This window comes from Gabonibacter chumensis (assembly GCF_024741215.1).
Lineage (GTDB): Bacteria > Bacteroidota > Bacteroidia > Bacteroidales > Marinifilaceae > Gabonibacter > Gabonibacter massiliensis.
This window is the reverse complement of the sequence record NZ_JANSKB010000001.1, coordinates 910,880-935,035: the sequence shown is the minus strand read 5'-3', so window position 1 is coordinate 935,035 and position 24,156 is coordinate 910,880. Positions and strand designations below refer to the sequence as shown.

Genomic DNA, 24,156 nt, shown 5'->3' with positions numbered 1-24,156 from the left:
ATCACAGAATCTATCAATCTCAGAATCATTTAATCTACAGTCATCAATTTAAAATTTACAAATAAATCATCGTTATTATGGTTTTAATATTCGGCGGAACGACAGAAGGAAGGACAGCGGTTCGTACATTGGACGAAGCGGGAAGTTCTTATTACTATTCCACCCGAGGTAAAACCCAACAGTTGGAATGTAGGCACGGTACCCGAATCAACGGAGAGATGGACCGGAAATCCATTCAAGATTTCTGCATTTCCCATGACATTCGCCTTATCGTGGATGCCGCCCACCCTTTTGCCGAAAATTTACACGCGAATATCGCCCTTATATCCGAGGAGTTGGAAATTCCCGTTATTCGTTTCGAACGCCGTTATCCCGAACACGATCCTTCGTTTATCTGGTGCGACTCTTTCGATGAAGCCATCCGATACCTAAAGCGATACTCTATCCGGAATTTATTGGCCCTAACAGGCGTCCAGACAATCCATAAGTTACATCCTTACTGGTCGCAATATCCTTGTTGGTTCAGAATACTTAACCGGGAAGACTCTTTACAACTTGCCCTTAAAGAAAATTTTCCCCGGGAAAAATTACTTTTTTGGCAAGAGGGAGAAGATGAAACCGCTCTTTTGGAAAAAATACGACCGGAAGCCATCCTCACGAAAGAGAGCGGAGAGTCGGGCTTTTTCCGTGAAAAAACAGAAGCGGCCAAAGCCCTGCATATCCCGCTACTCGTCATCAAACGTCCTCCATTACCGGATTCTTTTTATACCGTCAACGGAGAACACGGACTTCGTCACCGGGTGGAACGTCTTTTACCCGGATTTTATCCGTTACGCAGCGGTTTCACGACGGGAACCTGCGCCACGGCCGCAACCAAAGCCGCCTTGCAAGGACTTCTTACCGGAACAGTTCCAACAGAAGCAACAATAACTCTGCCCAACGGGGAAGAAGTGACTCTACCCGTTGAACAAGGTTTTTTGAATGAAGACTCCTGCAAATGCTGCGTTACCAAAGACGCGGGAGATGACCCGGATGTAACCCACGGACACCTGATCTGTTCCGAAATCAAATTCAACTCTTCTCCGGAAATCCGATTTCTTCCCGGAGAAGGGGTAGGAACCGTGACTCTCCCCGGTTTAGGAATCCCCGTGGGAGAACCGGCAATTAACGCCACACCCCGAGCTATGATGATTCGAGAGGTAGAACGTATGATTCATCAACACAAAGTCGATCAAGGAGTTGACATCCGAATTTCCGTACCCGAGGGAAGCATTTTAGCACAAAAAACGTTTAATCCGAAATTGGGGATTACCGGAGGAATTTCCATCATCGGCACTTCCGGAATCGTACGTCCTTTCTCCACGGAAGCATTTATCAATTCCATCCGTAAAGAAATTCAGGTCGCCAAAGCCCTCGGTTGTAAACATATCGTCATCAATTCCGGGGCCAAAAGCGAAAACAGGTTGCGGGAACGCTTCCCCGATCTTCTCCCACAAGCATTTATCCATTACGGGAATTTCATCGGTGAAACGTTAAAGATGGCGGAAACGGAAGGCATTGAAAAAATCACCATGGGCATTATGATCGGTAAAGCAATTAAATTAGCGGAAGGACATTTAGACACGCATAGTAAAAAAGTAGTCATGAACAAAGAGTTCATCCGTCGAATTGCCAGAGAAGTAAAAAGTCCTTCTGCTTTAATCCATTCGATTGCAGACATTACCTTAGCCCGGGAATTATGGACATTATTTGCTGATTCCCCCGCCTTCTTCGAAAAACTCATCGAGTATTGCTATAAATACTGTCTCCCTCAGCTCTGCTCTTCCGAATTGGAAATCATTCTTATACAAGAAAACAATTGACCAGGCTATCATTCTTCAATTGGATTTACTATTTTTGCGCCGAATTTTTGAGATATGAGTAGGATTAAGGGGATTATATACGCAATCGTGGCCTCCTCAACATTCGGGCTGGCCCCATTTTTTACTCTGACACTTTTAGCTGCCGGATATTCATCATTTGAGGTATTATCTTATCGCTGGGGAGTAGCTTCTCTTTGTTTAATCCTATTCGGATTATCTTTTAAGCGCAATTTTTGCATAGGTAAAAAGGATTTAGGTGTCGTTTTTTTATTGAGCCTGTTCCGGGCTGCTACCTCCTTCAGTTTAGTTATCGCCTATCAAAACATATCGAGCGGAGTCGCATCCACGATTCACTTCATGTATCCGTTAGCCGTTGCTGTGGTCATGATGTTTTTTTTCCGCGAAAGAAAATCAGGTTGGATCCTTTCAGCTATTTGCATGTCTATCGTCGGAGCCGTCATGCTCTCACTCGGTAACGTCAATCACAACGAAGGAGATGCGACTCTCGGAATTATATCCGCCTGCATCTCTATCTTCTCTTACGGAGGATATATTGTCGGCGTGAGAAAAAGTCGTGCCGTACAGATCGATTCGATCGTTCTTACGTGCTATGTAACGGCTTTCGGAGCCCTAATGTTTATCATTTGCGGCAGTTTCACGGGAGGAGTTCGGTTAGAGACCGACGGAAATCTCTGGCTTTACATCCTGGGCCTGGCATTGCCGGCGACCGCCATTTCCAACATGACATTGGTTAAAGCCATCAAACACATCGGCCCAACCCTTACTTCCATATTCGGAGCCATGGAACCCTTAACGGCCGTAGTCATAGGAATATGGGTATTTCACGAGTGGTTCACCGTCCAGGGAGCCATCGGAATCCTGTTAATTATCGTGGCTGTAAGTATCGTCGTCTTACAGGAAAAACGAAAAGTCAGTTAACACGATTCAAAGATTGCCGACGAAAGCATTCCGAGACTAAAAATCGTCACGGAATTCTTTTATTCACAATTGTCAACCAGTTGTTTCAGTAAAATATCGATATCGGGAACAGATACGATTTTTCCGGAGGGGAACTGTATCTTAAAACCTTGGGTCGTAAGATCTCCGGTCTCTACGACAATATCCGACTCTACATTCCGATTGGCCAACATACCGTTTCGTTGCAAAGCTTTCCGAACCATGGCATATTTCTGGCCATGCCCGATCAACCGCACTTGCCTCGTATATTGATTTTCAATCCGGAACAAACCGGTCTCCATATCGAAAACAATTCCCTTACGAGCGAAAAAATTACTCAAATGCCCGTCTAAGGCCAAATCTTCAGGAGTCCCGATCGTAATGCCGTGTTGACGATCCATTAACCAAATTTTATCGGCAATCTGCAAGGCCAACTCCAAATCATGGGTCGAGAGAAAAATGGTTTTATCGGTTTCACGCGTCAAACGATGAAGCAATTGCATGATCTCCACTTTACTCGGAAAATCCAAAAAGGCAGTAGGCTCGTCTAAAAAAATAATCGGGGTCTGCTGCGCCAATGCTTTGGCTATCATCACTTTTTGACGTTCTCCGTCACTCAAGGTATGTACCATCCGGGAGGCTAAATTCTCTATCCGGACCAAAGCGATAGACTCCTCGACAATCCGGCGATCCTCCTTATTCAACATTCCCCAAAAACCGGTATAAGGACTACGTCCCATTTCAACCAATTCCCGGGCCATCATGTTCCGGACATCACACTTCTCCGTGAGTACTACCCCTATGGTCGTCGACAACTCCTTATCGGTATATCTCTCGATCTCTTTTCCCCTGATCTCGATCTCTCCTGTCAACTTCGGTTGAAAAGCAGAGAGCGTCCGCAAAAGTGTCGACTTACCTACCCCGTTAGCCCCTAACAAACAAGTCAATTCCCCCCCGTAGATCGTCGTACAAATACCTTGTGCCACTATTTTCGTGTGACTTTTCGTCTTATAACCGATCGAAAGACCTCTTATATTTACCGTATCCTTTAATGCCATAACCTCATTTTATTCGTTCCAATCCCCTTTCCGTTTCCTAAACAAAACAGATGCAACCACGGGAGCTCCCACCAATGCCGTCACGGAATTAACCGGAAGAGCTCCTTCAAACCCAGGCAAACGGGCGATCAAATTACAGGCCAAAGCCAAAGCTGCCCCCACCAGCATAGAAGCCGGCATCAACATCCGATGATCCGAAGTCTGAAATATAGCCCGACACAAATGAGGAACCGCTAAACCCAAAAAGATAATCGGTCCGCAGTAAGCCGTCACGATAGCCGTCAAAACCCCGGCACAGGTAATTACTTCCACCCGGGCTCTTTTTATGTTCAATCCGAGATTACGGGCATATCCGTCACCCAGCATCAACAGATTCAAAGACTTGATCAACAAAAACGAAAGAGGAATGATCACCGCCATAATTCCGACAAACAACATCATCTGATTACCCGAGACTCGAGAGAAACTTCCCAAACCCCAGATAACATAAGCCTTGATATCCTCCTCCACGCTAAAGAATTTCAATACCCCGATAATCGCGTTGGCAATATAGCCGATCATCACTCCGATAATCAATAAAGTAACACTCCCTTTTATTTTCCCGGAAGCAAAAACGATCAAGGCCATAACAGACAGAGCTCCTATCACAGCCGCCACGGACATGGCCACCTCTCCGATAAACCCTAAACGGCTCAAGGCGACCCCTCCCAAATTGCCCGAAAGAAGCACAACGAAAGCAACCCCCAAACTGGCTCCGGAACTAATCCCCAACACGGAAGGACCGGCCAAAGGATTCCGGAAAATCGTCTGCATCTGTAACCCACTGATAGACAAGCCGGCTCCTGCCACCAATGCAGTCAACGCCTGAGGTAAACGAGATTTCCAAACGATATTCTGCCAAGCCACCGGTTCTCCCTCCCCCCCTGTCAACACGTTCCACACGGAGGTAAAAGGAATGGAAACCGATCCCAAAACCAAATTCAGCAACAAAAAGACGATAATAAATACTATAATGGAAAAAATCAATACCGTATTTCTCCGTATGTTCATCTTCCTACTTTTTTAACAAATCATAATACACCGGCCGATAATCCGGCAACAACTCCGGGTGAAATACCCTAATCATATCAGCCAAAACAATATCCGGCTCGGCCGGCATACTTTCGTAAAATGGTTTTTCCCTCATATTACAATAGATCACCCCTTTTTGCCGGAACGCCTTGAAATCCGCGTATCTTTCATCCTGTGCCTTCAACGCATCGTAACTATACTCTCCGGGAAAGCTGTTCGCGATACGCCAATAATCCGCACTCTCGGCCTGATTATAGACCGTTTCAAAATCGAGAGTAACTCCTCCCGATCTGGGATCATCTTTTAAAAAATAATCGGCTCCCGCATCATGAAACAATTGAGCCAAAAAACTTTTTCCCCCGACCGCATACCACACGCCACCCCTCAGCTCTCCACTGAATACAACCGGGCGCCGCTTCACATCCCGTACCAACCGTTTCAATTCATTATACCGTTGTTCTATCTGACCGAATATCCGATTCGCATCCTCTTCCATTCCCAACAATAAACCGGTAAATTTAATCCATTCGGCCTGCCCCAACGGGGTCATCTCCTTGTAGCCCAAATGAGGAACCAAAGGAATGCCTATATCCTTCACCGCATCATATCCCCCTCGTTTAAAAGGGGAAATCAGCATCAAATCCGGATTGATATTCATGATCACCTCATTATCGAAATTCCCTTCGATACCGATCTTTTGAGTCCTCCCCTCGTCCACTTGCTTTTGCATGGTTTCATTGAAAAGGTAACGGGTACTCGTAATTCCGACCACCCGATCCATCGCCCCCAACTTAATAACATTGGACAACTGTAAAGAGGTCATACAGATCAAATGCCTGACCGGAAGATCGATCACGGGAACTCCCTCGGGGAAAGAGGCATGACTTCCCCGCTTTTTCAAAACGAACCGGTAACAAGTACTATTTTTATTTTGTGGGTCTTGTATCTCCAATAACAAATAATCTTTCCGATATTCAACCCGAAAGCCTTGCGCATACTTCAGCCGGATTTGTCCTGCAGTGTCTGCTTCCGCTTTAATACCGGATACGACAGAATCAACCTTAGCCCGACGTTTTTCCGGTTTACAAGAAAGTAAACCGACAGATAACAACAATACTAAAGATAATCGCATGAATGTATTCATTTTCTTTTCCTCCGAAAGATTAAATTTAATCAATGTACACATCTGGCAGGTTTTCTGGCTTGTCATCTTTTCTCCTTCCCAAAACAGACACATTTCAGTGGTTGTACCGAAAAGATCTACCTCATTACGAGATAGCGATTGACTTTACAGCTGCGGGGACAGCCCCGGAATTTCACCGGATTCCCTTTTCCTTATGGAAATACCAAGACGCATGCAAAGATATAAATATTATTTTGATCACATTCTTTTTTTTACGACTTTTGCCCTCGCAAATTTATGACCCAGAGATCATAAAGAGATTCAAATTTGCTTTTTACGATTAAAATCATAGATATGGCAATAACAGGAAAAATCATAAACGTCTCATTAGGACCAGGCAATCCGGAATTAATCACGGTTAAATCCCTGAAAGCCTTACAAGAATCGACAAGCATATACTGTCCGGGAACCGCAGATAAAAACGGTAATTTTAAATCCCGTTCTTTAACCATATTGCAGGCATTGCCCGTCGATACAACCCGGATTCACTGTTTTCCGGTCCCTATGTCAAAAGACCGGACGGAAGCCAATCGGACGTATGATCAAATAGCCTTGGAAATTCAGGAAAAAATAAACAAAGGGGAGATCGTATCCATTACAGCGGAAGGAGACTCCGGTTTCTATTCTTCCGGCAATTATCTGTTTGAGAAACTATCAAACGCCGGAATTCCCATCACGACATCAGCCGGAATTCCGGCTTTTATTGCGGCCGGAGCATTGACCGGTCTCCATATCGTGAAACAGGAGGAAAAACTAATTGTTCTTCCCGGCACCGTCTCCACGGGAGAACTCCAGGGTTTAATAGAAAAAAACTATGTCATTGTAATTATGAAACTTTCACAATGTACGGACGAGATCCATCGCTTTATAGCAAAGAATCCGTCACTTCATGTTCATTATTTTGAAAACATCGGTACGACCGGAGAGCTTTATTGCCAAGACAAAGACGAAATCATGACGAGAGAATTTCCTTATTTTTCTTTGATGATTATCAAAAAGTAAACAAATGGCATAAATCTTGCGTACATCGTCTAACAGAATTAAAACCGTGTATTAAAATCTATATTCCAACTATTTCCAACAAAACAAGATATGATTCAACGATCACTATATATCTTTATTCTCCTGTTTGGCTTTGGTATATCCCAGGGCAAAGCAGACGGATCAATAGAAAAAAGGGACAGCATAAAAGAGATTCCGGATTCTGTGAAAACAAAAAAAGATAATTTTTTCAAGCGTTTTTATCGTTACTTTGCCGAATCGAACGAAGTAAAAGAAGAGAAAAAATTCGATTTCTCCATCATCGGAGGACCTCATTTTTCGAGCGATACCAAATTAGGCCTCGGTGTGGTCGCTTCCGGTCTATACCGATTAGACCGTTCCGACAAATCCATATCTCCTTCCAATGTTTCTATTTACGGTGATATCACCACAACCGGATTTTATCTGTTAGGGATTCGCGGAAATACGATTTTTCCGAAAGACAAATTTCGAATCGACGGAAACATCTATTTCTTCTCTTTTCCGAGCTCTTACTGGGGAATCGGTTATGAAGCCGGACACAGGGATTCCAGCACGACCTTCAAACGGTTAGAAAATCAAATTAAACTGGATTTTTTATTCAAAGTCGCTAAACACACTTACGTGGGGCCCAATTTGATGTTCAGAAACGTTAACGGAAAAGATTTTAAAGACATTTCATTCCTTAACGGAGAAAAAAGCAGCATCTCCTGTTTCGGTCCCGGAATCGTAGCTTCCTATGATTCGAGGGATTTTATTCCGAATCCGAGCAAGGGATTTTATGCCAAATTGGAACAACAATTCTTTCCTAAATTTTTGGGAAATGACTATGATTTCAATAGAACGAGCGTAGAATTCCGTTATTACCATAAGCTATGGAAAGGAGGAATCCTTGCTTCGGAGATACAAGGTATTTTCAATTACGGAGATACCCCGTGGAGTATGGTTGCCCTATTAGGAGGTTCCTACCGGATGCGCGGATATTACGAAGGACAATACAGAGACAACGATATGGTTCAGGCCCAGGTGGAGCTCCGGCAAAAAATCTACAACCGACATGGCGTTGTCGTTTGGGGAGGAGCCGGAAATGTTTTTCCGAAAACGGACAAATTCAAATGGAGTCAAACCCTTCCCTCCTACGGATTGGGATACCGCTGGGAATTTAAAAACAAAGTTAACGTAAGATTAGATTATGGTTTCGGCAAAGGACAGAGCGCATTCTACTTCAATATCAATGAAGCTTTTTAATTTTATTTCCGATTTCACGAAAAAACCCAAAGCAGTTTTTTGGTTTTTCATCATCCTGAACATGACACCCAACTGTTTCCTAATCTTCACGGAACCTCTTTCGGGATTAGGAAGAATCATTCTTATCCTTGCTCCTTTAGGAGTATACCTTATCGTATTTTCCCTACTCAAAAAGGCCGGATTAATCCAACTCATCCTAATTCCCCTATTGATATTCCACGCCTTTCAAATGGTCCTGTTTTACCTTTTCGGAGAGTCCGTTATTGCCGTTGATATGTTTTTGAATTTACCAACGACCAACGCATCCGAAGCAGGCGAGCTGTTAAACAGCTTGTGGCCGGCTATAATCCTGGTCTGTGTCCTTTATATTCCGACCATCGTTTTCGCCTCTATGTCGGTACATTATAAAGTAATCTATCCCGCGACCTTTCGCCGACACATGATCATAGGGGGAGTAGCTTTACTCGTCCTTACATCCGGATGTATCGTTTTTGAGAAATCACGGGACAACAGCTACGAAATAAAAACGGATATCTATCCTGCCAATATATTTTACAATTTGGGATATGCCGTTCATAAATGGCACCGTAGTGAACTCTACCCAAAAACGTCTAAAAATTTCACCTTTCATGCCACTCGGGATTCGCTGGTTTCCGAAAAGAGAGAAATCTATATACTCGTTATCGGAGAAGCTTCCCGCGCCAAAAATTGGAGTTTATGGGGATACGAAAGGGAAACCAATCCCCGTTTAAAAACGATGGAAAACTTAATATTGTATAAAGATGCCCTTACCCAATCCAACACCACGCACAAAAGTGTTCCCTTAATCCTTTCTGCCGCCGAGGCGGAACACTACGAGGCTCTTTATACCCAAAAAAGTATTATTACCGCTTTCAAAGAAGTCGGTTTCAAAACCGTCTTTTTTTCCAATCAGATTCCCAACCGTTCTTTCACGGACTATTTCGCTTCGGAAGCGGACATCTACAAAACCATCCGATTACCGTTAGAAGGAGGACTAATCACCGAAAATAATTACGATCAAGCCTTAATCCCTTTGATTAAGCAATGCATCGATTCCTTGTCCGACAACCTTTTTATCGTACTCCATACCTACGGATCACATTTCAACTACCGGGAACGGTATCCGGCAGAATTTGCCGTTTATTCACCGGACAACACCTCGGGAATCGAATACAAATACAAACAACAACTGATCAATGCTTACGACAATAGTATTCGTTATACCGACGGCTTTCTGGCCGACATTATCCAATTGTTGAATGAAAATCAGGCAGAATCAGCCCTATTGTACTCTCCGGACCACGGAGAAGATCTATTGGATGACTGCCGGAAAAAATTTCTTCATGCTTCTCCCATCCCTACCATTTATCAAATACACATTCCTTTCTTCCTGTGGTTTTCCGAGTCTTACAAAACATTAAAACCGGAACATTACACACAAGCCCTTACACATGCCGATGCTCCGGTTTCGACAAATGCTATTTTCCATACATTACTGGATTTAGCAGGTATCCGCACTGCTTACTTCAGACCGGACTTATCTTTAGTCAATCCGGAATTCAAACGCCGTCCCCGCATGTACTTGAATGACCACGACAAACCCGTCAACTACTACCTCGTAGGAATGAAAAAGCAAGACAAGGAATACATTCAAAAAATGAAACTAAACCATGATATTAAATAAATGTCTATATTAGGTGATTTAGTGATTGGATGATTAAAATGATTGACGATTGCAATTAAAATTATCATACATTTGTCGTTGTTTTTAATACCATCAATTATAAATTCTGCAATCCCAATATATCGATTGCAAAAAACTGAAAAATATGAAAGTAGCAGTAGTAGGAGCAACAGGTCTTGTCGGCAGGAAGATGTTGCAAGTTCTGGAAGAGAGAAATTTCCCCGTAACCGAATTAATTCCCGTGGCCAGCGAACGCTCCGTGGGCAGAGAGATCACATTTAAAAACCGAACATATAAAGTAGTAGGCACGCGAGAGGCTATACAAATGAAACCTCAAGTAGCTATTTTTTCAGCCGGAGGAGAAACCTCTTTAGCATGGGCTCCTCAATTTGCAGCAGCAGGGACTACCGTCATAGACAACTCTTCGGCTTGGAGAATGGATCCGGCTAAAAAATTAATCATTCCCGAAATCAATGCCGATACATTGACCAGAGACGATAAAATTATTGCCAATCCGAACTGTTCCACCATACAAATGCTTATGGCAATAGCACCTCTCCACAAAAAATACAAAATCAAACGAATGGTTGTATCCACTTACCAATCCGTTACCGGAAGCGGCTTAAAAGGAATCACACAACTCGAGGGTGAACGGGAAGGTAAAGAGGTGAAAAAAGCCTATGCCCATCCTATCGACCGAAATTGCTTACCCCATTGCGACTCTTTTACAGAAAACGGTTACACGAAAGAGGAGATGAAACTGGTAAACGAAACCTGCAAAATCTTAAACGACGATTCTATAAAGGTAACGGCCACCGCCGTCCGTGTTCCCGTGACGGGTGGACATTCCGAAAGTATAAACATTGAATTCGAACACGATTACGACTTAGATGACATTCGAAATTTACTGTCACAAACTCCCGGAGTGGTCGTACAGGATGATCCGTCGCAAAATATTTACCCGACGGCACTTACGGCTAATGAAAAAGACGAGGTCTTCGTGGGACGGATCCGACGGGATTTCTCCCGGGAAAACAGCCTTAACCTATGGGTCGTTTCGGACAACCTGCGAAAAGGAGCAGCGACCAATGCCGTTCAAATAGCAGAATACCTGAACAGACAGCAATTATTATAATACAATTTTTATTTCAGCTTTAAATAGAGATCGTTGTACTCCTTTCTATTTAAAGCTGAAATATCGAAATTGAAAATTCCCGAACGCGAGGTAATACTTTTTGCCCACTACAAACAAAACAAGAATACCGATGATCAATCGGACATTCGCTTACCTCTAAAGGTAATTTCTTGTTTTCTTCATGCAAAAAAATACCATCCTCCTCAAAGGCGACCCGAAAACTGCTCAACGGACGCGTTAAACCAGTTCCCGTATATTTCAAAAAGCTCTCCTTTACGGACCAAAAATCATAAAACAGTCTATCTTTTCTCTCTGCCCATACAGATTTCAACCGCTCTACCTCCAAAGGATGAAAAAAACGAGAAGCCACCTCCATTCGAACCTTTTGTCTCTTCTCTATATCGATTCCCACGGCCTGATCGGAAAAAGCACATACCAAATAATCTCCGGAATGAGAAATATTAAAAAAAAGATTCGGAACTCCTTCCAAATAAGGCTTCCCCTTTTCCTGTCTCAAGATTCGATAGGAAAAAGGAGCGATATGCCAATACGCTTCCAATACATAACGCACCAAGGCCTCTCCTACCGACCGGAACAATTTTACCCGTTCGTTCTTACAAGCGACAATTTCCCGATAAGCCTCCTCGGATATCCATTTTTTCAATCCGGGAAAAACCTTCTCATACCTTACGGTTGACGGCATGTAAATATAAAAAACCTCGAGCATGATACAAATGTAAAAAACTTACCCGAATTTCTATCCTTTAAGGTCCGTTTTTAGATTTCGAAGCGCCGGGAATACATAATTAACGTTAATTTAAGCTTGTATCGTGAAAAAATTAAGAAAATATTCACATTTATCCCTTGAAAAATTGTTTTTCTCATTTTTATATTCTACTTTTACATCATCAAATTAACGTTTGAATAACATTTGAATAGAAGAGCAAAAAATTAAAGAGCGATTTACATAAAAAGAAGATACATACAGTGATTTACATACAATACGAACATCCCGAAAAGCGGCAGTCTTAATAGGCTGCCCTTTTTACTTCTTCTTATTTTCAGCCTTCTACTTGCACATTAACACGATTTTAAAAGAGATTCGTTTTCTGTTTAACATTTTATTCGAAAAAAAGTTGTTATTTCTCTCCATATTGCTTATCTTTACGAACGAAAAGTGGAATAATAGTAAGCACATATTTAAACTAATAAAATGGAAGTAAAGAAATCACCGAAAGCAGACCTTGAAAGAAGAAAAGGTATTTTCTTCGAGATCGGTTTGGTTGCTGCCTTGGCCATCTTATTCTTAGCTTTCGAATGGAAAGTAAGCACTAACGTTGAAGAAGAATTCATGACCGTGGCAGAGCCGACAATGGAAGAAGAGGTCATTCCAGTTACGCAACAAATGTTGAAACCGCCTCCTCCACCTCCTCCAGCCCCGAAATTAACGGACTTGATCGATATTGTTGAAGATGATACGGACATTGAGGAGCAACTGGAAATCGAAGACGTTGAAGCTGACGTAGAGAACAGAGAGGTTCAAGATTACGATTATGACGGGGAGTACGATCCCGATGCAACGGGAGAAGACGATGTCTTTGTAACCGTGGAAGACATGCCGGTTTTTCCGGGAGGAGATATCACAAAATGGATTAACAAGCATGTGAAGTATCCGATGATTGCCCAGGAGAACGGAGTACAAGGTAAAGTAATCGTTCAATTCGTAGTTGGAAAAGACGGAACTGTTGGTGACATAAAAGTGGTTCGCGGAGTAGACTCGTCTCTTGACCAGGAAGCCGTTCGTGTCATCAAATCTATGCCCAAGTGGAAAGCAGGGAAGCAGAGAGGAGTACCAGTAAAAGTTTCCTTTACCGTACCCATTAATTTCCAATTGAAGAATCAATGATAAAAGATTTTTGAATTATAACAAGGGGCTGTCGTGATCGTCAGCCCCTTATTTATCGCTATTATGGGGAATTATTTTTATACGGAAAAAAAAGCAGAAAAAGCAATTCTTGTGGGTGTAGCCCTACAATCAGAAAATATCAGCTACGACACCATGTGTGAGTATTTAAACGAATTAGCCTTCCTGGCCGAAACGGCCGGAGCCGAAACCGTGAAAGTTTTCACACAAAATTTGGACAAACCGGTAACGGCAACCTTTATCGGTAAAGGGAAATTGGAAGAGATCAAAAATTATGTAGAAGAAAACGACATCGATTTGATTATCTTCGATGACGAATTGACTCCTACCCAACTTCGCAATATAGAACGGGAACTGAAAGGAAGAAAGGTGCTCGACCGGACCAATCTGATTTTAGACATATTCGCCAAAAGAGCCCGGACCGCAGAGGCAAAAGCCCAGGTCGAACTCGCACAATACCAATACCTCCTGCCTCGTTTAACGGGAATGTGGACCCACCTGGAACGGCAAAAGGGAGGTATCGGTTTACGAGGTCCCGGAGAAACGGAAATCGAAACGGACCGAAGGATCATTCGGGATAAGATCTCTCGCCTGAAAGAGCAACTCGACAAAATAGACAAACAGATGATTACCCAACGTAAAAACAGGGGGAAATTAGTGCGGGTAGCTCTTGTCGGGTACACCAACGTGGGCAAATCTACTCTGATGAACTTATTAAGCAAGTCGGAAGTGTTCGCGGAAAACAAACTATTCGCGACATTGGATACGACCGTACGAAAAATCGCCATCAAAAACGTACCGCTTCTATTAGCCGACACCGTCGGTTTTATCCGCAAACTGCCTCATCATCTGGTGGAGTCCTTCAAATCGACTTTAGACGAGGTACGGGAAGCCGATGTGATCCTGCACGTTGTAGATATCTCCCATCCGCAATTCGAAGATCAAATTCGGGTTGTTAACGAAACGTTGGCCGAACTGATCGAGAATCCGAAACCGACTATTACGATTTTCAATAAGATAGATGCCTTCACGTTTGTCCCTAAAGAGGAAGACGACCTGACCCCTATCGAACGGGAAAATTACAGCCTTGATGATCTCAAACAAATGTGGATGGCCAAACAAGGGGGAGAAACCGTATACATATCGGCCAAAAACAAGGAAAACATCGAGGAGTTAAAAGAAAAATTGTACAACATCGCAAAAGAGATTCATTCGGCCCGTTTCCCGTTCAACGACTTTCTGTATCAAGACGAAACGACGGACAATACAATTGCAGATTGACGATTGGAGATTAGGAGATTCAGTGATTGGGTGATTAAAAGATTTGCGATTTCGGATTTTAGATTTATGATTTAAAGATAGCAAAATCAGTATTTGAATCATAAATTAAGTTCTGACTTTAAGGACCTTACGGACCTATTATAATTGTAAATTGTAGATTATGAATTTATTAACTTACAATCTACAATTTACAGTTTACAATTACTTAATGTTCAGCAGGAAATAATTCTTTTTACCGCTCTGCAATAAAATAAATTTATCATCGATGAGATATTCCGCATTCACGATCAATTCCTGATCCGTTACCTTCTCCTTATTCAAACTGATCGCATTTGATTTCAATGCACGGCGAGCTTCTCCTTTGGAAGACATAATCGACGTTTTATCGGCCAACAAATCCACGATAGAGATCCCTGCTTCCAAATCGGAACGCAAAATATCATACTGAGGCACACCTTCGAAAACTGCCAACAAAGTATCTTCATCCAAACGTTTCAACGCATCCGAAGTCGCGTTTCCGAACAAAATCTGGGAGGCTTCCACGGCAGCCTCGTAAGCTTCCGGACTATGAATCAGACAGGTTATCTCCTTTGCCAGAACCTTCTGCAGTTTTCTCAGATGCGGGGCATCATGGTGTTCGATAATCAAAGCATCTATCTCGGCCGGAGGAAGGATCGTAAAAATCTTAATGTATTTCTCGGCGTCCTCATCCGTGGCATTCAACCAAAACTGGTAAAATTTATAAGGAGAGGTTCGTTTAGGATCCAGCCAGATATTACCGGATTCCGTTTTTCCGAATTTTTTACCATCACTTTTTGTCATCAAAGGCCAGGTCAAACCATAAGCCTCCGCACCGTCTTTCCGACGTATCAATTCCCCTCCTGTCGTAATATTCCCCCATTGATCCGATCCCCCCATTTGCAGAAGACAATTATAATGACGACGCAGATGCAGAAAATCATACCCTTGTACCAACTGATACGTAAACTCGGTAAAAGACAAGCCCTGTGTCGAATCGGCACTCAATCGCTTCTTTACCGAATCTTTAGCCATCATATAATTCACCGTAATATGTTTTCCAACCTCCCGGATAAAATCAAGAAAGGTGAAATTTTTCATCCAATCATAATTATTCACCATGATCGCGGCATTCGGTGCATCGGAATTAAAATCGATGAACTTCGACAACTGCGCCCTGATCCCATCCATATTTTTCTGCACGGTTGCCTCGTCCAATAAATTTCTTTCCAAAGACTTACCGCTCGGATCCCCTATCATTCCGGTAGCCCCTCCTATCAGGAAAATAGGTTTATGGCCTGCCATTTGAAGGTGTTTCATCATCATAACCGACACCAAGTGCCCCACGTGCAACGAATCTGCCGTGGGATCGATACCCACGTAAGCCGTCGTCTGCTCTTTCGCCATTTGCTCCTCTGTTCCCGGCATGATATTATGAATCATACCCCGCCATTTTAATTCTTCAACAAAATTCATCGCTTCTCAATTTATAGGATTTTGACAATTAATTTACAGCACTCTGATAGACCCCATTTGCAAAATTAACAAAAGGATAATACAACAGGCTCTGATTCTTCGTTTTTGCAGGAATAAAATCATATTTAGAGTCTAATGCGTTGACAATAAACAAAATGACACATACTACAATAGCAGCTTTCACCATCCCTAACAGTATTCCGAACAATTTGTTGAAAAGCCCCAAAGAGACCATATCGACTAATTTAGTCAATAACTTTCCCAACAAATGAATAACGATAACAACCAATAGAAAAGTTACCGCAAAAGCGACGTAATAAGAGTAAGAAACAGGAATATCGATAAAATCTTTCAAAAACGCTTCCGTTACGCTTCCGTACTTTAAAGATATGAACACGCCTAAAATCAACGCGAACAACGTCGACATCTCCACGATCAATCCGGAAGCAAAACCTTTATATGCTCCATATACCAAAGGAAGCAAAATAATCACATCAACATAATTCATCTCTGCCTTTCAATCCATATAATAAGGCTTCAAAGATAAAAATTTGTTTATTCATATCCGAAAAAATAACATACATAAATGGAGTATTTGGCATTTTAACAAAAGATTCAAAACATAAAATCCAAATACAGGAAATGAAGGAGTCGTTTTATGGAAAATTCATCCGAAAGAGGATACCCGAATCCGATCCGTCGGAAAACCCCGAACGTCGATTTCAAATCCGTTGACGACATATGCTGATTTTTTGTGGGATTAACACCGGAAACTGATAAATTCTTATTATTTTCGCAAATTGTTAAATAGGCGAATTATATCCTATAAACAAAGTCATATAAAAACAAAAGAGGACTTAGGAGTAGCTCCGAATCCGAATATTTAATAGTAAAACTATGTACAGAACACATACTTGTGGACAACTACGAATAGAAAACGTGAATGAAAGCGTTTGCCTCAGTGGTTGGGTTCAAAAGGTAAGACGGTTGGGCGCCATGTCATTCGTGGACTTGAGAGACCGTTACGGTATTACCCAGTTAGTCGTGGAAGAATCTGCTCCTGACGAGATCAAAAAAATAACGGAAAAATTAGGAAGGGAATACGTGATCCAAGTAAAAGGAACCGTGGTCGAAAGAGCCAGTAAAAACACCAAGATTCCTACCGGAGAAATCGAGATCCTGATTAAAGAACTCCATATATTGAGTACTTCTGAAATCCCTCCTTTCACCATCGAAGACCAAACCGACGGAGGAGACGACATACGGATGAAATACCGTTATATGGATTTACGCCGGCCTATCGTTCGGAAAAACCTGGAATTGAGGCATCGGATGGCACAGATCGTACGTAATTACCTGAGTAACATCGATTTTATAGAAGTAGAAACTCCCGTTCTGATCAAGAGTACTCCGGAAGGAGCCCGCGACTTTGTCGTCCCTTCACGGATGAACCCGGGACAATTCTACGCTCTACCGCAAAGTCCACAGACTTTCAAGCAATTACTGATGGTTTCCGGATTCGATCGTTATTTCCAGATCGTAAAATGTTTTCGGGACGAAGATTTACGGGCGGACCGCCAGCCGGAATTTACCCAGATCGACTGCGAAATGTCTTTTGTCGAACAGGAAGACGTATTAGAGCTATTTGAAGGGCTGGTCCGCCATCTGTTCAAAGAAATTCGAAACGTCGATATCCCGGCAATCCCCCGAATGACTTGGGCGGACGCCATGGAATATTACGGATGTGACAAACCCGATATCCGTTTCGACATGAAGTTTGTCGACTTGACGGCTATCGCCAAAGGAAAAAACTTTGCCGTATTTGACGATGCCGAATACATAGGAGCCATTTGCGCCCCTCAATGTGCCCATTATACGCGTAAGCAGATCGACGAGTTGACGGATTTCGTGAAACGCTCTCAAATCGGGGCCAAAGGTTTGGTTTACGTGAAATATAACGAGGACGGAACCCTGAAATCTTCCGTGGATAAATTCTACGACGAGACCGATTTAAAACGATGGGCAGAAGCTTGTAAAGCTCAACCGGGCGATCTACTTCTTATCCTGGTAGGTCCCAAGAAGAAGACCTTACCCCAATTAAGCGAATTACGTTTAGAGATGGGAAACCGTCTGGGATTACGGGATAAAAACGTATTCAAACCTTTATGGGTAGTGGATTTTCCCTTATTGGAATGGGACGAAGAAACACAACGTTTCTATGCCATGCACCATCCCTTCACCTCTCCCAAACCGGAAGATATTCCTTTAATGGATTCCGATCCGGGAAAGGTCCGGGCCAATGCTTACGATATGGTCATTAACGGGGTGGAAGTAGGAGGAGGTTCTATCCGTATCCATGATTCCAATCTCCAGTCCAAAATGTTCGATTGCCTCGGATTCACGCACGAAGCCGCACAAGCTCAATTCGGATTCCTAATAGGTGCCTTCAAATACGGAGCCCCTCCTCACGGCGGAATTGCTTTCGGATTCGATCGCCTGGTTTCCATGTTTGCCGGTTTGGATTCGATTCGGGACGTGATCGCTTTCCCGAAAAACAATTCAGGAAGAGACGTTATGATAGACTCTCCTTCCGAAATTTCGGAAGAACAGCTGAAAGAGCTGAATATCAGACTGAAGATAGAAAATGAAAAATAATAACATTTAGTGATTACTGATTACTTGATCGAGGAATATTCATTTCAAACAAAAGGAATTTTCGAATCCGAAATCACCTAATCAAAAAAGAGGAAGCCCTTGTGCGGCTGGAATATAAAATCTAAAATCATTAAATTTAAAAATTAAAACGTGTTTTTTAAAGAAGTCATCGGCCATAAAGAGATAAAGCAGCGACTGCTCGCCACCCTGCAATCGGGAAGAGTGAGTCACGCCCAGCTATTTACCGGAGAAACAGGTTCCGGTAGTCTGGCTCTGGCCCTGGCTTTTACTCAATATCTTTTTTGCACGGGCGATAAGCACGAGGAAGCTTGTGGGATCTGCCCGGCTTGCAAAAAGATGCAAAAATTAATTCATCCGGATCTGCATTTCGTTTTCCCCGTGGTAAAATCCACAAAAATCAAACTTCCCGTTAGCGATGAATATCTCAACGAATGGCGAAATGTACTACTGAACAATTCTTACATAGATTTGGAGAACTGGCTATCGGCCATGGGAGCCGACGAGAATGCACAAGCCATGATCTACACGGAAGAGAGTGGGAATATCCTGAGGAAACTGGCACTAAAACCCTTCGAATCGGATTACAAGGTAATGATCATATGGCTGCCGGAAAAAATGAAACCGGAATGCTCCAATAAATTACTCAAAATTTTAGAAGAGCCTTACCCGAGAACTCTTTTCCTGTTAGTCTCGGAACATCCGGAAGAGATTATCAATACCATTTTATCCAGGACACAACGTGTTCATATTCCTCCTCTCGGACAAGAAGAGATTGCAGAACAGCTGATCCGCCGGCAAAGACTGTCTCCCGATTCCGCAAACGAAGTCGCCCACGTGGCCTCCGGAAGCTGGCTAAAGGCCCTTAAAATCCTTGAAGAGACGGAAGAGTCCGTTTATAACCAGGAAAAATTCATTCAAATGATGCGCTTGTGCTGGGAGAGGAAGATGCTAACGGTTAACGAATTCGTCAACGAATTGGCTGCCCTGGGAAGAGAGCGGCAAAAAAGTTTTCTAACTCATTGCATCCGTATGATACGTGAAAACTTTGTCAGAAACTTTGAGCTCGAAAATATAGTATACATGACCAAACGGGAGAAAGATTTTTCCGTAAAATTTTCTCCTTATGTACATGAAGGCAACGTCATCCCGCTTTACGAAGAGTTTGAAAGAGCTTACAGCGACATCATCCGCAACGGAAACGGAAAAATCATATTCACGGATCTTTGCATTAAGGTAATGCAAAATATCCGTCCATAGGTCAACCGCACGTATAGGTTGATCAGAAAAGTGAAAACGGAAAACAGCCTGATTTTCAGTCGTAACTTTTAGCTTTTAATTTTTAACTTTTAGTTTTAACGTATGAGTGAAGAAATAAATGAAGAGATCCGGGAAAATCCCGAAAACCAAAATAAACAACCCTATCCTATCGTTCCGGTAATAGACCATCGTCTGCTTGCCGGTAAATTGACGGAATACAACTGGATGCAAGATATCCCGGAGGGTTGTAGTACTTCCGATATCGTCGAAGTTCGCTTTAAAAACACAAGAAAAGGTTTTTACCTGAACAACAGCAACCTGAATCTCACTATCGGAGATATTGTTGCCGTAGAAGCTGCATTAGGGCACGACATCGGTATCGTCTCCCTGACAGGAGAACTGGTCCGGGAACAGATGCGATTGAAACGGGTAGATCTGGAACGAAATCCGCTGAAAAAAGTGTATCGGAAAGCCAAACCGCACGATATCGAAAAATGGCAGCAGGCCATCGCCCTCGAGTACGATACCATGATTAAATCCCGCAAGATTGCCGCAGACCTGAATTTGGATATGAAAATCGGAGATGTCGAATACCAGGGAGATAAAACAAAGGCTATCTTCTATTACATTGCCGGAGACCGGGTGGATTTCCGGAAATTGATTAAAGTACTGGCCGAAACTTTTCATATCCGTATCGAAATGAAACAAATCGGAGCACGGCAAGAAGCAGGGCGCATTGGCGGCATCGGTTCGTGCGGACGAAAACTATGTTGCTCGACCTTCATCACCAACTTCATATCGGTATCTACTTCCGCGGCGCGTTATCAGGATATCTCCCTGAACCCGCAAAAATTGGCGGGCCAATGCGGCAAGTTAAAATGCTGCCTTAACTACGAAGTGGATGCCTACATCGACGAGCAAAAAGATTTTCCTTCCTCCAATGTTTGGCTGAATACCGGCGAAGGCATGCTTTATCATCAAAAAACCGATATCTTCGGACGTTCCATGTCTTATACCTATGACAAAGAGGGAAAAGGAGCTTTAATCAAACTTCCCGTGGAGCGGGTGAAAGAGATTATCGCCATGAACAAAAGAGGATATATTCCACCTAAAGCTTTAGATACAAATGACAAGAGGCCGGAAGATATCAAATACACGGATGGAGTAGGAGAAGAGAGTTTAAACCGCTTTGACGAAAAGAAACAACCTAAAAAGAACTATTCCAAAAACAGAAATAACCGGAAAAACGTACAAAAAAACAACAACCGGACGGAAACAAACCGTTCTAACGGAAACAAACCGGTAAACAAAGTGGAAAACAGACAGCATAAACCGGTAAACAAACAAAATACAAAACCGAACAAAAATGAGTAATTATCGTCCACTTTCCAATATTACCCCGGCGGTAAAAGCGATCATCATCATCAACGTGATCATTTTTTTACTGATCAACCTCATGGGAAAACGATCCGGTATCGATTGGGTCAATATTTTAGGATTACACCTTCCGGAATCCAAGCACTTCGCTTTCTATCAATATATTACCCACATGTTTACCCAAGAAGGGCTAACACATATATTCTTCAACATGTTCGCCGTATTCATGTTCGGCCGCATTCTTGAATCGGTGTGGGGAAGCAAACGTTTTATCATATACTACATGGTCACCGGAATCGGAGCGGCATTACTCTATTCATTGGTTAGCTGGTACGGCTATCACAACATGCAGGAGGAGTTCTATGCTTTTCAAAATACACCGGACCCCGGCCTATTAGCAGAATTTCTACGAACTCATCTGGGAGGCATTCCGAACGACTTAGTCGCCTTTATCGACGGTTGGACCAACCATCCGAATTCTCAGGAATATATTAAAACGGCGGAAGCCATCTATCAAAACGTCATACAGGGATACGTCAATATTCCGATGATCGGAGCTTCAGGCGCCGTTTTCGGAATCTTGTTAGCTTTCGGCATGCTGTTTCCCAACACGGAATTGTTCATTATGTTCATTCCGATACCGATCAAGGCTAAATATTTCGTTCTCTTTTATGGAGCCGCCGAGTTGTATTTAGGCATTCAAAATCAAGTGGGAGACAACGTGGCCCATTTCGCCCACCTGGGAGGCATGCTGTTCGGTTTCTTCATGATCCGTTATTGGCGCAAACACAGTAAACGTTTTTATTGATCGATTATGGCCGCGTATTATAACCCATATGGTAATACCCCTTTCTCCGAAGGAATATGGAGCGGAATAAAACGCTCTTTCAGACAAGGATCGACCCTTAGCCGACTGATATACATTAATATCGCGGTTTTCATTGTCATCAAGTTAGCAGCCGTATTCTTTATATTGGCCGGATACCGGGGGATAGACGAATTTTTATTACCCTACGTGGGAGTTCCCGCTTATCCTTACAATCTTCTGTACACTCCCTGGACCATCATTACCTATATGTTTACACAGTTCGGATTTTTTCATCTGCTGTTCAACATGCTATGGCTCTATTGGTTCGGAGGGATTTTTTTGAACTATTTTTCGGAACGAAAACTGACAGGAGTATATATTCTCGGCGGAATATCGGGAGCTATCATCTATATGGCTGCCTATGCCATCTTCCCGGCTTTTGCCACGGAACGCTATTTTTCATGGGCCATAGGGGCCTCGGCTTCTATCATGGCCATCGTCTTTGCCGTTTGTACCTACCTGCCGAACCACCGGATCTATATATTCCTGGTCGGCCCGGTAAAATTAATCCATTTGGCCCTTTTCACGGCAGCAATCGATATCATCAGCATACCTTCGGGAAACGCGGGTGGACATATCGCCCACTTGGGCGGAGCTCTTTTCGGTTATCTCTTCACGTTAGGCATTCGAAAAAACCGGGATATTGCAAGCGGTATCGTCAACTTCTTTGAAAAAATCGGAAAACTATTTATCTCCCGTAAAAAGATGCGGGTAAAGTATAAAAAGAAGGCATCGGATATGAACGACAGGGAGTACAACGAATACAAAAAACAAAAAGACGACCGGATCAACGATATTTTAGACAAGATCTCCCAATCGGGATATGAAAGCTTGACAAAAGAGGAGAAAGAGATTTTGTTCAAATCGGGAAGAAATTAAACCCATAAAACAAATCAGGTTGAAACGAATCATCGATACTTTTATCAGAATCATCACGTGGACCGCTATTTTAGGCCTATTGGGGAGTTATACTTCTCCCTACGTAAACCCGAACACCTGTTACCTCTCCTCTCTCATAGGGTTAGCCTATCACTACCTCCTGATCGTCAATTTGATTCTACTCCTGTATTGGATCGCGCGCTGGAAAAAAACGGCATGGCTTATCCTGCTCGTTTTAGCCGCAGGGTATCCTTTCATGAGAACCTATTACGGGATGAACGGTCCGATATCCGGAAATGCACCATACGATATCTCGATCCTCTCTTATAATGTCCGGCAAATGGATATATACGGCTGGTCCAAACAAAAAGAGACACCCCAACAACTGGAAGAGTACATCAATCGGTTCCCGGGGGACCTCGTCTGCCTTCAGGAGGTGCCCCAACAAAAAGGAATTTTTGCAAGATTCTCTACCTATCCCTACTATTACAATCAAAAAGATATCGCCATCTTATCCCGTACCCCTTTATTAAACACGGGTTTTATCGATTTCGATAAAAAATATACGGCCGCCTGCATTTACGCGGACATTGCCGTTTCGAACGATACCGTACGAGTATATTGCGTCCATTTGGAGTCCTACCGGTTAGGAGACAAAGACCGCAAACTCCTGCAAAAGCTATCGGAAGGAAAAGGACAAGCCCTGTCCGAAGAGGTCCACTCTATCGTTTCCCTGTTGATTTCCGCCAACAAAAACAGAGCCCGGCAAGCCGAGATCATCAAGAAACACATGAACCGATCCCCCTATCCCGTCATCCTGTGCGGAGATTTCAACGATACTCCTCTCTCCTATACTTACAGCACTTTAGACGACGACATGCAAGACAGTTTCGTCGAAAAAGGACGAGGATTAGGCAACACGTATATCGGAGAATTTCCCTCCTTCCGTATCGACCATATCCTTCACTCCTCCTCGTTCGAAACCGTCTCTTACCTCCGAGATACCGTCAAATTCTCAGACCACTATCCGATCCAGAGCAAACTCAAAAAGAATTGACAATTGTAGATTGACGATTGTAAATTAAAAAAATATGATTTTAAAGATTGTAAGATCAGAGTTTTAATCATAAATTAATTCTCAAATCTATTCGTCTTTCATTT

Annotated in this window: 21 protein-coding genes and 1 riboswitch; of the genes, 14 read left to right on the top strand and 7 right to left on the bottom strand. The window is 42.9% G+C overall.

Features of this window, described 5'->3' with window-relative positions; all coding sequences use genetic code 11:
- Positions 1–77 precede the first annotated feature (77 nt).
- Positions 78–1,862 carry a cobalt-precorrin-5B (C(1))-methyltransferase CbiD gene (gene cbiD, locus NVS78_RS04050; RefSeq protein ID WP_286358038.1) on the top strand — a complete coding sequence of 595 codons (1,785 nt, stop codon included), beginning with the start codon at positions 78–80 and terminating at the stop codon, positions 1,860–1,862.
- Positions 1,863–1,916: 54 nt separating this feature from the next.
- Positions 1,917–2,801: a DMT family transporter gene (locus tag NVS78_RS04045; RefSeq protein WP_286358037.1), complete on the top strand. Its 885-nt coding sequence runs from the start codon at positions 1,917–1,919 to the stop codon at positions 2,799–2,801.
- Positions 2,802–2,860: 59 nt separating this feature from the next.
- Here the strand turns inward: NVS78_RS04045 and NVS78_RS04040 are convergent, their stop codons facing one another.
- From NVS78_RS04040 to NVS78_RS04030, 3 genes are read right to left on the bottom strand one after another with little or no spacing between them, the layout of a single operon-like run.
- On the bottom strand, positions 2,861–3,877 hold the full coding sequence (locus tag NVS78_RS04040; protein WP_286358036.1) for an ABC transporter ATP-binding protein: 1,017 nt from the start codon (positions 3,875–3,877) through the stop codon (positions 2,861–2,863).
- A gap of 9 nt (positions 3,878–3,886) precedes the next feature.
- A complete protein-coding gene (locus tag NVS78_RS04035) occupies positions 3,887–4,927 on the bottom strand; it encodes an iron ABC transporter permease (protein ID WP_289623344.1) in 1,041 nt (346 codons plus the stop codon).
- Between the two features lie 4 nt (positions 4,928–4,931).
- Positions 4,932–6,092, bottom strand: a complete 1,161-nt coding sequence (locus tag NVS78_RS04030) for an ABC transporter substrate-binding protein (protein ID WP_286358459.1) — start codon at positions 6,090–6,092, stop codon at positions 4,932–4,934.
- Between the two features lie 27 nt (positions 6,093–6,119).
- A riboswitch (cobalamin riboswitch) is annotated at positions 6,120–6,315 on the bottom strand.
- Positions 6,316–6,425: 110 nt separating this feature from the next.
- Between NVS78_RS04030 and cobI the strand changes: the two genes are divergently transcribed.
- The 4 genes from cobI to NVS78_RS04010 all read left to right on the top strand — a co-directional run bounded on the left by cobI (position 6,426) and on the right by NVS78_RS04010 (position 11,239).
- Entirely contained in the window at positions 6,426–7,133 is a 708-nt protein-coding gene (cobI, locus tag NVS78_RS04025) for a precorrin-2 C(20)-methyltransferase (RefSeq protein WP_286358035.1), read from the top strand.
- A 204-nt stretch (positions 7,134–7,337) separates the two neighbouring features.
- Complete coding sequence (locus NVS78_RS04020; RefSeq protein WP_286358034.1) at positions 7,338–8,399, top strand: BamA/TamA family outer membrane protein; 1,062 nt, start codon at positions 7,338–7,340, stop codon at positions 8,397–8,399.
- The gene (locus NVS78_RS04015) at positions 8,386–10,104 is read left to right on the top strand and encodes a phosphoethanolamine transferase family protein (RefSeq protein WP_286358033.1); all 1,719 of its coding nucleotides are present in this window, start codon (positions 8,386–8,388) and stop codon (positions 10,102–10,104) included. Before NVS78_RS04020 ends, NVS78_RS04015 begins: the two co-directional genes overlap by 14 nt.
- Positions 10,105–10,249: 145 nt before the next feature.
- On the top strand, positions 10,250–11,239 hold the full coding sequence (locus tag NVS78_RS04010) for an aspartate-semialdehyde dehydrogenase (RefSeq protein ID WP_286358032.1): 990 nt from the start codon (positions 10,250–10,252) through the stop codon (positions 11,237–11,239).
- Between the two features lie 49 nt (positions 11,240–11,288).
- Here NVS78_RS04010 and NVS78_RS04005 read toward each other — a convergent pair whose 3' ends face one another.
- Entirely contained in the window at positions 11,289–11,942 is a 654-nt protein-coding gene (locus NVS78_RS04005) for a 4'-phosphopantetheinyl transferase family protein (protein ID WP_286358031.1), read from the bottom strand.
- 510 nt (positions 11,943–12,452) lie between these two features.
- On the opposite strand from NVS78_RS04005, the gene NVS78_RS04000 reads away from it, so the two are divergent.
- Positions 12,453–13,145: an energy transducer TonB gene (locus tag NVS78_RS04000; protein ID WP_286358030.1), complete on the top strand. Its 693-nt coding sequence runs from the start codon at positions 12,453–12,455 to the stop codon at positions 13,143–13,145.
- A 63-nt stretch (positions 13,146–13,208) separates the two neighbouring features.
- Positions 13,209–14,444 carry a GTPase HflX gene (hflX, locus tag NVS78_RS03995; RefSeq protein ID WP_286358029.1) on the top strand — a complete coding sequence of 412 codons (1,236 nt, stop codon included), beginning with the start codon at positions 13,209–13,211 and terminating at the stop codon, positions 14,442–14,444.
- Between the two features lie 201 nt (positions 14,445–14,645).
- Here the strand turns inward: hflX and tyrS are convergent, their stop codons facing one another.
- The 3 genes from tyrS to NVS78_RS03980 form a co-directional block, all read right to left on the bottom strand.
- Entirely contained in the window at positions 14,646–15,938 is a 1,293-nt protein-coding gene (tyrS, locus tag NVS78_RS03990; RefSeq protein ID WP_286358028.1) for a tyrosine--tRNA ligase, read from the bottom strand.
- A 28-nt stretch (positions 15,939–15,966) separates the two neighbouring features.
- Positions 15,967–16,446, bottom strand: a complete 480-nt coding sequence (locus NVS78_RS03985; protein ID WP_286358027.1) for a CvpA family protein — start codon at positions 16,444–16,446, stop codon at positions 15,967–15,969.
- A 107-nt stretch (positions 16,447–16,553) separates the two neighbouring features.
- Complete coding sequence (locus NVS78_RS03980) at positions 16,554–16,679, bottom strand: hypothetical protein (RefSeq protein ID WP_286358026.1); 126 nt, start codon at positions 16,677–16,679, stop codon at positions 16,554–16,556.
- Positions 16,680–16,835: 156 nt separating this feature from the next.
- Here NVS78_RS03980 and aspS point away from each other — a divergent pair, with 156 nt between their 5' ends.
- The 6 genes from aspS (at position 16,836) to NVS78_RS03950 (ending at position 24,052) form a co-directional block, all read left to right on the top strand.
- Positions 16,836–18,593, top strand: a complete 1,758-nt coding sequence (gene aspS, locus NVS78_RS03975; RefSeq protein ID WP_286358025.1) for an aspartate--tRNA ligase — start codon at positions 16,836–16,838, stop codon at positions 18,591–18,593.
- A 150-nt stretch (positions 18,594–18,743) separates the two neighbouring features.
- Positions 18,744–19,871 carry a DNA polymerase III subunit gene (locus NVS78_RS03970; RefSeq protein ID WP_286358024.1) on the top strand — a complete coding sequence of 376 codons (1,128 nt, stop codon included), beginning with the start codon at positions 18,744–18,746 and terminating at the stop codon, positions 19,869–19,871.
- A gap of 102 nt (positions 19,872–19,973) precedes the next feature.
- Positions 19,974–21,245 (top strand): PSP1 domain-containing protein, encoded by a 1,272-nt coding sequence (locus NVS78_RS03965; protein ID WP_286358023.1) that lies wholly within the window; start codon positions 19,974–19,976, stop codon positions 21,243–21,245.
- On the top strand, positions 21,238–22,056 hold the full coding sequence (locus tag NVS78_RS03960) for a rhomboid family intramembrane serine protease (protein ID WP_286358022.1): 819 nt from the start codon (positions 21,238–21,240) through the stop codon (positions 22,054–22,056). Before NVS78_RS03965 ends, NVS78_RS03960 begins: the two co-directional genes overlap by 8 nt.
- A gap of 6 nt (positions 22,057–22,062) precedes the next feature.
- Entirely contained in the window at positions 22,063–22,995 is a 933-nt protein-coding gene (locus tag NVS78_RS03955) for a rhomboid family protein (protein ID WP_286358021.1), read from the top strand.
- A 19-nt stretch (positions 22,996–23,014) separates the two neighbouring features.
- Positions 23,015–24,052: an endonuclease/exonuclease/phosphatase family protein gene (locus NVS78_RS03950; RefSeq protein WP_286358020.1), complete on the top strand. Its 1,038-nt coding sequence runs from the start codon at positions 23,015–23,017 to the stop codon at positions 24,050–24,052.
- Positions 24,053–24,156 lie beyond the last annotated feature (104 nt).